Annotated in this window: 12 protein-coding genes and 3 tRNA genes; 5 read left to right on the top strand and 10 right to left on the bottom strand. The window is 43.6% G+C overall.

The window, feature by feature from the left end; all coding sequences use genetic code 11:
* Window positions 1-62 precede the first annotated feature (62 nt).
* Together ACZM6M_RS08280 and ACZM6M_RS08285 are read right to left on the bottom strand one after the other, a co-directional pair.
* A complete protein-coding gene (locus tag ACZM6M_RS08280) occupies window positions 63-1,316 on the bottom strand; it encodes a M20 family metallopeptidase (protein WP_066550585.1) in 1,254 nt (417 codons plus the stop codon).
* Window positions 1,313-1,456, bottom strand: coding sequence for a hypothetical protein (locus ACZM6M_RS08285; RefSeq protein ID WP_340275905.1), 144 nt, complete (start codon window positions 1,454-1,456; stop codon window positions 1,313-1,315). Before ACZM6M_RS08285 ends, ACZM6M_RS08280 begins: the two co-directional genes overlap by 4 nt.
* 150 nt (window positions 1,457-1,606) lie before the next feature.
* On the opposite strand from ACZM6M_RS08285, the gene ACZM6M_RS08290 reads away from it, so the two are divergent.
* From ACZM6M_RS08290 to ACZM6M_RS08310, 5 genes are all read left to right on the top strand, one after another.
* Window positions 1,607-2,470 (top strand): YitT family protein, encoded by an 864-nt coding sequence (locus ACZM6M_RS08290; protein WP_066550588.1) that lies wholly within the window; start codon window positions 1,607-1,609, stop codon window positions 2,468-2,470.
* A gap of 121 nt (window positions 2,471-2,591) precedes the next feature.
* Entirely contained in the window at window positions 2,592-3,974 is a 1,383-nt protein-coding gene (rpoN, locus tag ACZM6M_RS08295; protein ID WP_066550598.1) for an RNA polymerase factor sigma-54, read from the top strand.
* A 97-nt stretch (window positions 3,975-4,071) separates the two neighbouring features.
* A tRNA-Phe gene (locus tag ACZM6M_RS08300) sits at window positions 4,072-4,144 on the top strand.
* Between the two features lie 4 nt (window positions 4,145-4,148).
* A tRNA-Gly gene (locus ACZM6M_RS08305) sits at window positions 4,149-4,219 on the top strand.
* 23 nt (window positions 4,220-4,242) lie between these two features.
* Window positions 4,243-4,314 (top strand) — tRNA-Gly (locus ACZM6M_RS08310).
* A 170-nt stretch (window positions 4,315-4,484) separates the two neighbouring features.
* Here the strand turns inward: ACZM6M_RS08310 and ACZM6M_RS08315 are convergent.
* The 8 genes from ACZM6M_RS08315 to ACZM6M_RS08350 all read right to left on the bottom strand — a co-directional run bounded on the left by ACZM6M_RS08315 (window position 4,485) and on the right by ACZM6M_RS08350 (window position 12,529).
* Window positions 4,485-5,126, bottom strand: a complete 642-nt coding sequence (locus ACZM6M_RS08315; protein ID WP_340275909.1) for an RpiB/LacA/LacB family sugar-phosphate isomerase — start codon at window positions 5,124-5,126, stop codon at window positions 4,485-4,487.
* Complete coding sequence (locus tag ACZM6M_RS08320; protein WP_340275911.1) at window positions 5,123-6,058, bottom strand: transketolase family protein; 936 nt, start codon at window positions 6,056-6,058, stop codon at window positions 5,123-5,125. The genes ACZM6M_RS08315 and ACZM6M_RS08320 overlap by 4 nt, the downstream gene beginning before the upstream one ends.
* Window positions 6,055-6,870: a transketolase gene (locus ACZM6M_RS08325; RefSeq protein WP_484073944.1), complete on the bottom strand. Its 816-nt coding sequence runs from the start codon at window positions 6,868-6,870 to the stop codon at window positions 6,055-6,057. The genes ACZM6M_RS08320 and ACZM6M_RS08325 overlap by 4 nt, the downstream gene beginning before the upstream one ends.
* 16 nt (window positions 6,871-6,886) lie before the next feature.
* Complete coding sequence (locus ACZM6M_RS08330) at window positions 6,887-7,900, bottom strand: ABC transporter permease (RefSeq protein WP_340275915.1); 1,014 nt, start codon at window positions 7,898-7,900, stop codon at window positions 6,887-6,889.
* The gene (locus ACZM6M_RS08335; RefSeq protein WP_417302140.1) at window positions 7,894-9,402 is read right to left on the bottom strand and encodes a sugar ABC transporter ATP-binding protein; all 1,509 of its coding nucleotides are present in this window, start codon (window positions 9,400-9,402) and stop codon (window positions 7,894-7,896) included. The genes ACZM6M_RS08330 and ACZM6M_RS08335 overlap by 7 nt, the downstream gene beginning before the upstream one ends.
* Window positions 9,403-9,450: 48 nt before the next feature.
* Window positions 9,451-10,428 carry a sugar ABC transporter substrate-binding protein gene (locus ACZM6M_RS08340; RefSeq protein ID WP_489490114.1) on the bottom strand — a complete coding sequence of 326 codons (978 nt, stop codon included), beginning with the start codon at window positions 10,426-10,428 and terminating at the stop codon, window positions 9,451-9,453.
* Window positions 10,429-10,729: 301 nt separating this feature from the next.
* Window positions 10,730-11,425 (bottom strand): FadR/GntR family transcriptional regulator, encoded by a 696-nt coding sequence (locus ACZM6M_RS08345; protein WP_340275919.1) that lies wholly within the window; start codon window positions 11,423-11,425, stop codon window positions 10,730-10,732.
* 237 nt (window positions 11,426-11,662) lie between these two features.
* Complete coding sequence (locus ACZM6M_RS08350; RefSeq protein WP_484073946.1) at window positions 11,663-12,529, bottom strand: DMT family transporter; 867 nt, start codon at window positions 12,527-12,529, stop codon at window positions 11,663-11,665.
* Window positions 12,530-12,585 lie beyond the last annotated feature (56 nt).

Consider the following 12,585-nt stretch of genomic DNA (forward strand, 5'->3'; position numbering starts at 1 on the left):
TAAGGTGCCACTATTATACTACAAAATCCTTATTGATGGAAATGGTATTTTCCCTGATACTTCTACATGGGTTTCCTCCACAAAATATTCCCGGCCAGCTCTGTAAGCACCCCCTGGACCCGTTTCACATCCTCATAAGGTACGGATTCATTAGGCTTATGAGCCAGCTCCAGGCTGCCGGGGCCATATGACATACAGTTATGATTTCCCAGCATCCCTGCTGCTACCGCCGTATCTGTGTAGCCGTTAAAGGTTCCTACCGCCGCTTCCTCTCCCACAACGGCCTTTACAGCCTCTTTTAAACGGGACAACAGCGGTGAATCCGGGTCCTTTTCTACATAGGGTCTGTCTCCTGTAAGCACATAGCTTCCCTTAACTCCTGCGATCTCCTTCTCTGCCTTTTTTATCGCCCCTTCAACCATCGCGCAGGCAGCCGCCGTATCCACTGGGGGCGCCAGACGCATATCAATCCATACTTTACAGCTGTCCGGCACTACATAAGGCCTGTAGCCTCCCTGGATCTGGCCAAAAGTAACGGTAGAAATCCCCAGATCATGGTGGGGCGGACAGGCTGCAATCTCCTTTCGTATGCTGCTGATCACCTCCGCCATAGCTGCAATGGCGTCTGCTCCCTTCCATGGATTGCTGGCGTGGGCGGTGATGCCCGTAACGGTCAGTTCAAACCAGGTGCGGCCCTTGTGAGCCACCTGAATCTGTCCGTCTGTAGGCTCTGTATCCAAAACCCAGTCCTCCTTCGTGATCCAGCCGGAACGGATGGCATGCTCCACTCCCCGCATAAAATCCTCTTCATCCACGGTACAGATTATGGAAAATGACCGGTTAGGAAGCTCTCCCCTTTTTCCGGTCTCCCGTACCTGAGCCTCAAAGGCAGCAAGGGCACAGGCTAACCCCGACTTCATATCACAGGCTCCTCTTCCATACAGGCGCACCACCGTTTTTCCCTGCTCCTCTGTTTCCCGGACCACCGCTCCCAGAGGCGGCGTCGTTTCATCCCAGCCATCTCCCAGCATAACCGTATCCATGTGGCAGATATAGATCAGTCCCGGTCCATTCGTCTTTCCCGGTATCCGCGCCATCACATTAAACCGGCCCGGAAGTACCTCCTCCCGTGCGATTTGGATCTGGTCTGCCAGAGAACCGCCACACCGTTCACAGCACCGGCTTAAATACTCATAAAGCCGTTCCCCGATCTCGCCTTCATAAGCGCCCGGATCTGAGCTGTCTATGGACACCAGCTTTTTTGCCAGCTCCCAGGCCCGCTCCTCCCAGTCCGCATCATTTTCAAATACCTTCATATCCTGCCTCCTCCCATTCTTGTTCCAATACTGCTATTATAGGCTTCCTTTTCCGGTAATACAAGACCGCTGGCAGATTCTTCCTTTACTACAAACCATCCTTCCAGAACAGTGAACATACCGTCTGCAAATGTCCACATACCGCGGACATTCATCACAGCCTTTTCGTTGTACCTATTTTAGTAAAAAAGGTGGTTGCGCTTGTAGTAAAACACGCTTATTATATGGTTGAATCAAAATGCATATTTTGAATGAACAAGAGTATTAAAAAGGAGGTTTATTCTTTCATCATGAAAGAAATCAAAAATCCATTCTGGCGCACAGCCGCTGAATATGGAACTATCACAATCAGTATCTGGATCATGGTTATAGGAATCTATTTTTTCAAATTCCCAAACCACTTTGCCTTTGGCGGGATCACCGGCTTTTCCACCGTTATCAGTGAGATGACCCAATGGTCGGCCAGTGATTTTACATTCATTACAAATATGTCCCTTCTGGTTCTTGGCTTTATCTTTCTTGGAAGAAGCTTTGGACTGAAAACCGTTTATGCCACCGTTGTTATGTCCGTCAGTCTTTCCCTCCTGGAGCGTATCTGCCCATTGACAAAGCCTCTGACCTCAGAGCCGCTTCTGGAACTGATGTTTGCAATTTTCCTGCCTGCCATCGGAACCGCTATTTTATTCAATATCGGAGCATCCAGCGGCGGTACGGATATCATTGCCATGATCATGAAAAAGCACACCAGCATGAATATAGGCACCGTACTGATGCTGGTAGATGTGGCATCCGTTCTGACTTCCTTTTTCATCTTTGATGCGGAAACAGGACTGTTCTCCACCATCGGCCTTGCAGCTAAATCCCTTGTGATCGATGATGTGATCGAAAATATCAATCTCTGCAAATGTTTTAATATCATCTGCGACAATCCCGATCCCATCTGTGATTACATCATCCATACCTTAAACCGCAGCGCCACAGTCTACCACGCGGAGGGAGCATTTTCCCACAATGACAAGACCGTGATCATGACTACCATGAAACGCAGTCAGGCCTTAAAGCTGCGCAACTATATAAGAAAAATTGAACCCACTGCCTTTATGCTCATCTCCAATTCCAGCGAGATCGTAGGAAAAGGCTTTCTGGCAAGCTGATCTGGAATTTCCAGCGCCTCCTTTATCTTTATGTTAAGCGGGGCGCTCTTTTTGCATTCAAAAACAGAACGATCTGTGATATACTTAAACCAATCATATCTTACGAAAGAAGGTGCTTTCCATGGATCTGAAGCTTCAGACCCGACAGACTCAGACCCTATCCCAACGCATGATACAATCTGCTGAGATCCTGCAGATGACTGCCCAGGAATTAAACACATATATCAATGAGACGGCACTGGAAAATCCCGTGATGGAAATATCTGATTCTTCTTCCGGAGGGCCGGATCGGGAATCCATTGAACAGCAGCAGTGGCTTAATTCCTTTAATGAAGAAAACTATTACCTCTACCAGCGGCAGAACAACGATGATGACTACGATTTTAAGGATTCCTGGAACATTGATACGGATGACGGCGAGACGCTGGAAGACTATCTCTGGTCCCAGCTGATCTCAGAGGAGCTTTCTGCCGATGATACACAGATTATTCACTACATGCTGGAATCGTTAGATGACAGAGGCTATCTCACCGAATCTCCCGGAGATATTGCGGCAGATCTTAAAACAGACGAAGCACATATCCTTAAGCTTCTTGCGCAGCTCCAGAAACTGGACCCTGCAGGAGTTTTTGCCCGAAATCTGGAAGAGTGTTTAAATCTTCAGCTGGAACGCCGCGGCCTCCTTACACCTGTGATGAAAACATTAACCTGTCAGTGCCTGGAAATGATTGCCAAAAATCAGATACCAGCCATTGCCAGAAAGCTTCGTCTGTCCCCTGCGGAAGCCGCAGACTGCTGCCAGATCATCCGCTCCCTGAATCCCAAACCCGGAATGTCCTTTTCCAGCCGGGAACAGCTCCGCTATATTATTCCGGATGTAACCATTGTCAAATTTAAAGACCATTTTGATATCCTCTTAAATGAAGCCATGTATCCGGCCATTGAAATCAGCAGCTATTACCGCAAAATGAGCCAGGAACCTGAGTCTGAGGAGGTAAAAGAATATCTGGGAAATAAGCTTCGTCAGGCAGAATGGATCCGCCAGTGCATCGCACAGAGAAGCCTCACCTTGATGGATGTGTCCAAGGCTATTCTGGAGCATCAGGAAGCATTTTTCTCAAAGGGTTCCAATCACCTTGTCCCGCTGCGCATGACTGATATCGCAGACCGGCTGGGGATACATGAGTCTACGGTCAGCAGAGCCGTCAGCCATAAATATCTCCAGTGCTCCTGGGGTGTATATCCCCTGAGCTTTTTCTTTTCGCGCTCCGTTTCCCGCAGTGAAAATGGTTTAAACTCCGCCTCTCATGGCATCAATGCCGCAGCCATCAAACTGGCTCTCAGGAAAATCATAGCCGGAGAAGACCCCAAAAAGCCCTACAGCGACCGCCTTCTAAGCGAAAAACTGGCTTCCCAGGGTATCACCATCTCCAGGAGAACCGTTGCAAAATACAGGGAAGAGGAAGGAATTTTAGACGCCAGCGGGCGAAAAGAGTACATTTAACGATTTTTTTTAAATATTTTACCAAAAGACTTGACAGCTTACAAAAAAAAGGGTAGAATATCACCGTTGTCAGCGATTTTCAATCACTGATACGGATGCCCAGATAGCTCAGTTGGTAGAGCAGAGGACTGAAAATCCTCGTGTCGTTGGTTCGATTCCGACTTTGGGCACTGCGCAGGTGTAGTTCAATGGTAGAACACTAGCCTTCCAAGCTAGATACGTGGGTTCGATTCCCATCACCTGCTTGAAAACAGGATATCTGTTTTATGCGCGAGTGGCTCAGTGGTGGAGCACCACCTTGCCAAGGTGGGGGCCGCGGGTTCGAATCCCGTCTCGCGCTTTTTGTAATTTCAGCGGAAGCCTTTATTTTTGAAGGTTTCCGCCGTTTTTATGTGTCTGGAAGGTGGTAGACAGTTGTAGACGGCTATCTGCAAGACTAACAAATCTATAATATAAAAGGAACAGCCTGTACACAACAGACACTGTTCCTAATAACTTTAAAACATTATTTTATTCTCCAAGTAATCCCTTAACATAACTGCAGATGGCTTCATCCTTACAATTAGCAAAAAACAATTCCTTAAATCGTTCTCCCATCACACTGCCTCTTACAAGCTCCTGATCCAGCCCCTTTAAGCACATCAGCAAATCTTTAAAATTATTTCTTCTCACTTCATCCAGAATCCTCTTATTTCTCTGTTCTGGCACCGCTCTCTCTTTTGGATATCCCTGACCACTTTTCTCAGAAAATAGTTTTTCAAAAATATACTCCAAATTCAGTTCTGCTCCCCATCCAAATCCCTTGGCAAATGGAAGAGAGACCGCATTACCATCGTTGATCTGAGCAAACATATAGCCATCACTGGGATCACACACATGACCGCAGATCACCCCCGGAAAGCTGTTTAACGCAAGCATAGCGCCCTCTCCAGTTCCGCATCCAGTCACAACATAGTCTGCGGCCCCTGAATTAAGAAGAATGGAGGCCAAAATTCCATTTTGTACATAGGTAAGAGAGTTTTCATCCTCAGCTGAATACATTCCATAATTATCTACTTCATATCCTTTTATATCAGCCACTTTTTTCAAACTTCTGTAAATCATTTCATTTTTTCCAGCCTGACTGTTTTCATTAATCAATGCAATTCTCATGGTTTTAATACTCCTTTTATCTGATTATAAATCTGCTCTTCACTAAGCCCATATTCTTCTAATAGCTCCTCAGGTTTACCAGACTGGCCAAACCGATCCTGAACACCGATTTTCTTAAATATAGTGTCACACTGTTCTTCCAGAAGAACACTTCCTACTGCATCACCTAAACCACCAATTACACTATGCTCCTCTACTGTAATTATTCGACCGCACTGATTTGCATATTTAACAATGCATTCTCTATCAATCGGTTTAATTGTATGCATATTAATTACTGTAAGAGAAATGCCCTCTTTTTCAAGACGCTTTGCACATTCCAAAACTGGAGCCACCATAATTCCGCAAGCAATTACTGCAGCACTCTTTCCTTCCCTCAAGACATTTGCCTTTCCAACTTCAAACGGCATTTCCTCTTCAAATACTGGACTTGGCAATCTTGCCAATCTCAGGTATACCGGCCCTTCTATCTGAGCAGCTGCCATAACAGCTCTCTCTGTTTCTTTAGCATCGCACGGAACAATTACCGTCATTCCCGGAATAACACGCATAAGCGCTATATCCTCAATCGCCTGATGACTTCCTCCGTCCTCTCCCAAAGTAATACCTGCATGCGTCATACCAAACTTTACATTAAAGCCAGGATATGCACATCCATTTCTCACCTGATCGTATGCTCTTCCCGTACCAAAAACCGCAAAAGTACTGGCAAATGGAATATACCCGGATGTCGAAAGCCCCGCTGCCATATCTATCATGTTCGCTTCCGCAATTCCTGCATTAAAAAAGCGTTCTGGAAATTTTTCACCAAAGGTAGCTGTCATAGTAGCATGAGCCAGATCTGCATCCAAGACAACTACTTTTTCGTTTAACTCACCTAATTTTGCCAGAGCCTCACCATAAGCCACTCTGATTGCCTTCATCTCACTCATACCGCTTCCTCCAATTCTTTTAACGCCTTACAACGCTCCTCTTCACTCGGAGCTTTTCCATGCCAGCCTACCTGATTTTCCATAAAAGAGATACCCTTTCCCTTAATCGTATTGGCAATAATGCATTTTGGCTTACCCCAAAATGGTGCGTCTAATGCTTTAAGTACATCCGAAAGATTATTACCATCTATCTCCAATACATTAAACCCAAACGCCTTAAACTTGCCTGCCAAATCTCCAAGCCCCATTACCTGATCGTTCGTTCCATCAATTTGAAGTCCATTATGATCTACGATTACAGTCAAATTATCTAATCCATAATGAGCCGCCGCCATAGATGCTTCCCAAACCTGCCCTTCCTGAAGTTCTCCATCTCCCAGAAGCGTGTAGACCTGAACCGTACTGTTCTGAAGTTTTTTCTCTCCCAAGGCCATGCCTACTGCAATAGAAATTCCCTGCCCCAAAGAACCAGTAGAGGCATCCACACCCGGACACTTCTTTGTATCAGGATGCCCTTGAAGAATGCTATGAAGCTGGCGGAAATTTTTAAATTCATTTTTATCAAAATACCCTCTCTCTCCTAAAACCGCATAATAGCAAGGTGCTGCATGACCTTTAGACAGCACAAATCGATCGCGACCTTCCCATTTTGGTTCTTGAGGATTTATATTCATTTTTTCAAAAAACAACGCTGTCATAATTTCTACTGCCGACAGGGAACCTCCCGGATGGCCAGATGAAGCATCCGCTGTCATATTGATAATATCTCGCCTGATATTTTTGCAAACCTGTTCTAATTCCTTTTGTTCCATATGTATTCTCCTTTTCCTACTTTTTCAAAGAACCTCTCTTTTTTAAATAATCAACATAAACTGCGCCCAGAATTACACAGCCTTTTACTACAAACTGCCAATAACTGTTAATCTTTAACAGATTCATACCATTATTCAATACGCCAATAATCAAAACACCTATTACAGTTCCTCCAAGAGTTCCGATGCCTCCATTAAAACTGGTACCACCCAAAACAGATGCCGCAATCGCATCACGTTCAAAACCTTCACCTACAGATGGCTGTCCGGAATATAATCTTGCTGCCAGAACAACACCAGCCAACGCCGCCAGAACACCGCTTATAATAAATACCCGCACCTGAACCCATCTGGTATCGACACCTGCATATTTAGCAGCCTCTTTGTTTCCTCCTGTTGCATATACATGGCGGCCAAAAGATGAACGATTCATAATAAAATATAAAATAATAAATGTCACAATTACAAAAATAACCGGAATGGGAATTCCCAAAATACTTCCTACACCCAGATTATTAAATGCTTCATTACTGGACTGTGCAGGCTGACCTCCAGTCAGAATATAACTGATTCCTCGTACAATAATCTGAGTAGATAGCGTAACAATAAAAGGAGGAATTGTAGTGTGAGAAATAATGTATCCATTGATGAAACCAATTACCGCTCCGAACAACAATGGAACCAATATACAGAAAATCAGAGGAAATCCACTATTGCCACACTGAACAGCCAAAACACCTGCTGCTGCCACAACAGAGCCTACCGATAAATCAATGCCACCGCAAATAAGAACACAGGTAATGCCAAAAGCAATTAAACAGTTAACGCAGACCTGTCTGAGCACACTGACAAGATTTCCATGTACAAGAAATGTTTCTGTTGCTGTTGATAAAACAATACAAAGAAATACCAATGCGACCATGGCCGCCATATTACGCTTGATCCAGATTAAAAAGGGAATTGTATTCCACGGACTTGCTGCACCAGCAACTCCCTCTGTTTCCATATCCGTTTTTTTCTTATTTAACATACCGAACATTCTCCTCCTACCGCATATGACATAATCGTTTCCTGTGAAGCCTCTGCTTCAGCCTGATCTAAAATCCCCGTAATCCTTCCCTCACGCATTACTACAATTCTGCTGGAATTGTTAATAATCTCCGGAAGTTCAGAAGAAATCATAATAATAGATACCCCAGCCTCTGCCAGGCTGTGCATCAGCTTATAAATTTCAGCTTTTGCGCCTACGTCAATTCCGCGAGTAGGCTCATCCATAATTAATACTTTCGGAGCTGCTGCCAACCATTTGGAAATAACTATTTTCTGCTGATTTCCTCCCGAAAGTTCACCAGATGCCTGCTCTGTGGATGCCATTTTAATTGAAAGCTTTTGTTTAAATTCATCCACAATTCCCCGCTCTTTCTTTTTATCAACTCTCAAGTGATGTATAAATTGCGGAAGTACCTGAAAAGTCAGGTTTGTAGCAATGCTATGGCTTAAAAATAATCCCTGCTCCTTCCGCTCCTCTGGAACCAGTGCAATTCCGGCACGAATTGCATCCTGAGGCTTTTTAATATTTAACGACCTGCCCTCCATGCAGATTTCACCAGACCGAATCGGATCAATCCCAAAAAGAGCCAACGCCAATTCAGTACGTCCTGCTCCTACCAAACCCGAAAAGCCAAGTATCTCACCCTTCTTTAGAGTAAAACTAATATCTTTTACTTTATCAGTTGTCAAATTCTTAACTTCTAATACTACTTCTTTTCCAGTAACCCGCTTATTCCCATACATATTGTTGAATTCCCGGCCGACCATCATACTAATAAGTTCATTTTCCGATGTTTCAGCCGTATTCCTTGTTCCAATGAAACTTCCATCTCGTAATACCGTTACAGTATCACAAACCTTAAATGTTTCTTCCATACGATGGGAAATATAAATCATTGCTACCCCAGCTTCTTTGAGCCGCTTCATTTGTGCAAACAAATTATCTGTTTCACTCTTAGACAGAGAAGCCGTAGGTTCGTCTAAAATAAGAATTTTTGCCCCTTCATTGACAGCTCTTGCAATTTCAATCATCTGCTGCTGGGCTACTGAAAGTCCACGAATAAGAGAACCTGCATCCAGTCCCAATCCCAGAGAGTCAAGCGCTTTTTGAGCTTCCTGTTTCATCTTCCTGTAATCCACCATTTTCATATGGTTTTTAGGTTCACGTCCCAGGAATATATTCTCTGCAATCGTCATTTCAGGAATATTGGTAATTTCCTGATGAATAAAACTTACGCCATACTTTCTGGCATCTTCCACACATTGTATGGAAACTTCCTTTCCCTGCATATAGATTGATCCAGAATCCGCACTGTATATACCCCCAAGAATTTTCATCAATGTCGACTTTCCCGCACCATTTTCGCCCATAAGGGCCCGGACTTCTCCGGGCCTTATGGAAATGCTTACACCGTCCAGCACAACATTGCGATTGAAGGCTTTCGTTATATCTCTCATCTCAAAAACATATTCATTTGACATACACCTGCCACTCCTGTTCTGCATTCCCCAAATCAGACAATTTCTATGCTAATTGGATTCTTCCACATTCTCTTCTGTAATAATGAACATAGGAACAACGATTTTTTCTTCAACTTCCTCTCCTGCCAGTACCTTATAAGCTGCTTCAATACAGGTCTGTCCAATTTTTTCAGGATCCTGGGCAGCAGATGCAACCATTTCTCCCGCACGAATGAAACCCTTTCCTTCATCAGAACCATCTATAGAAACTACCTTTGTCTGATCTAAACGTCCAGCTTCCTTAAGAGCCGCGATTGCTCCTCTGGCCGTTGGATCGTTAATGGTAAATACTCCATCAATCTGAGGGTTTGCATTAATAAAATCAACCATAATAGGCTGTGAATAGTCTGATCTTGCCTTCTCTACATCCTTTGTCTGAATAATCTCCATTTCAGGATAATTCTTTAATTCTTCCTCAAATCCCATCTGGCGATCATAACAAACCTCTGTCACGCTGTAAGTAATTTCCACAACCTTACCTTTTCCATCAAGTGCATCTGCCAATGCTTTTGCGCACATACGTCCTGCTTCCTTATTATCAGACACAACCGTACACTCTACCAATTCGGGATTTTTAACGGCTGTATTAAATGCAATTACCGGAATCGATGCTTCTTTACAAGCTTCCAATGTTGCACGTACGCCTTCTGAATTGATAGCAGATATACAAATTACATCGCAGCCTTGATTAATCATATCAGCTACATCATTCATCTGCTTATTCTGATCTCCCGCTGCGTCCTGAATAATAATTTCATCATTTTCTCCTTTAAGAGAAGCCTCCATTGCCTCTTTAATTTGAATAAAGAACACATTTGTTAAATCAGGTGCAGAAACTCCAATCTTAATTCCATCCTCAGAATCTTTTTGAGAAGATACCTGCCCCTCTGCTTTCGCTGAACCCTGACCAGATGTTTCAGAACTCCCGCAAGCTGTCACAGACAATGCCATTACTGCTGATAATAAAATCGCTGCTACTTTCCTCATAATAATCCACCTCTTATATAACTATTCACTGTCAATTTGTACTTCCCGTGTATGACAACGCATCATTGTTTACCTAGGATTTTGTATGTTGTCATACAATATTGGATGTCCTAATCTTAGCATATATCCTTCTGTTTGTAAAGAGCTTTTTGGATATTATGTACTTTTTTATATATAATATCCGAGTTTTATTGTACTCTATATGTACAAACTTGTAATTTTATGGAATTTATTGTGTCTATAATGTACAAAAGCGATTGCCTTGGCAATCGCTCTAAATCCTTTTATTTTCACTTCATTCTTATTGTCTTACAATTACATCCATATCCACATTCACAAGCTGAATATGTCGTTTGGCATAAAGTTCTGCCACTTCCGGGTCTCGTTCCTTAAGCGCTTTTATAATATTCCCATGGGCCTTTATTGCATTCTGGGCATTCCCCGAAACCTGAAACGTTTTCAATCTGAACTCCCAAATACATTCGTCAATTTTCCTGTTTATAAAAATCAGCATTTTATTTTTCGTACATTCTACCATATATCGATGGAGTTTTTCATCGCATCGTGCCATCCCAAAAAAATCACCTTCACCAACTGCTTTGATAAAACGCCTATGTATCTTTTCCAACTGATTCAATTCTTCATCCAGCCCATTTTCAGCTACCAATCTGGCTACCAGCGGTTCTACTGCCTGCCGCACTTCAATATAATCTTTTAACTCCATCTCATTCTTTACAAACCATTCAACAATATCCTCTTTTTCAAGTTCCTTTGTCCCAGCTACAAACGCCCCTCTGCCTGGTTTGATTTCAATCAATCCCTTTGCCTCAAGTATCCTGAACGCTTCTCTTACAGTTCCTCTTCCCACTCCCATCTTTTCGCACCATTCTTTTTCTGTAGGAAGTTTTTGTCCCACATCTATCTGGCCTGACATAATATATTCCTTCATATTATTCACTACCTGCTGCACAATGGGCACCCTGGTTATCTCCTTCACGTTCCCTTCCTCCTTTTATGTGAATTTATTGTATATTGTATGATGTCATTTTCATTATAGCATATTAGTCAAAAATCACAATGGTACAAACCTGTTCTCTCTTAAAAAACTCCCCTCGGATACTTTAAAAAATTATTTAATTGCTCATTATAAGTAAGTTTATATAAAAAGAACAGGGTATACATAATATATACTCTGCCCTTATCACAAGCTTTCTTTATAGCATAACAGAATGTTTTACTTTCTCCCCTGCGCCGCCGTCAAAAGCAAAACTGCTCCTAAGATCATTCCAAATCCCAGGAAATCCGGCATTACAAAAGGAGTTCCCAGCCAGAAAAATGAGATGATTACCGCAGATAAAGGTTCTACGCTTGCCAGGATGCTCCCCTTTAAGGGGCCGATCATGGACACGCCCTGAAGATACAGTCCAAAGGCAATGGCTGTTCCTATTACAATCACGCTGACTAATGCTCCCCAGGTACCTCCGTCCCATATGAGCTCATATTCCCATGGGCGGAAAATCATACACATGAGAACACCTCCGAAGAACATTCCGAATCCCAACACCTGATATATGTCATAACGCAGGATCAGGCTTCCGGGAAGCATATTGTAAAGTACCGCGCTGACAGCGGCTGCAAGCCCCCAGAAAAGAGCGCTTCCCGTAATATAGAAGGTATGTATATTGCCATGAGTCCCAAGGACAAAGGTTCCCAGAAGGGAAAGACCTATGGCTCCCAGTTCCAGTCCTACTGGACGGCGTTTTTCCTTTATGCAGACTGCAGACAGTATCAGAATGGGGGACAGATACTGCAGTACCGTAGCCGTTCCCGCATTCGATGCCTCAATGGCCATAAAATACGTAAACTGGCACAGGCTGATGCCGCAGAAGGCAAAGATCAGCAGGCGAAGCAGATCCGCTTTTTTCTTTAATACATCCAGATTTCGTTTTCCATGAAGGGCAAATCCCATCACGATCATAATAAGCCCTGCAAAAAGCAGGCGCAGCGCCACCAGCCATGGCGCTTTGGCTCCCCTTGTCTCAAATAAAAACTGTCCGCAGCAGCCGGAAAATCCCCAGCAGATTCCTCCGCAGACTGCCATTACAGTCCCCAGCGTTTCTTTTTTCTTCTGTTCCATTTCAAATTTTCTCCCTTGTT

This window comes from Enterocloster sp. (assembly GCF_057861365.1).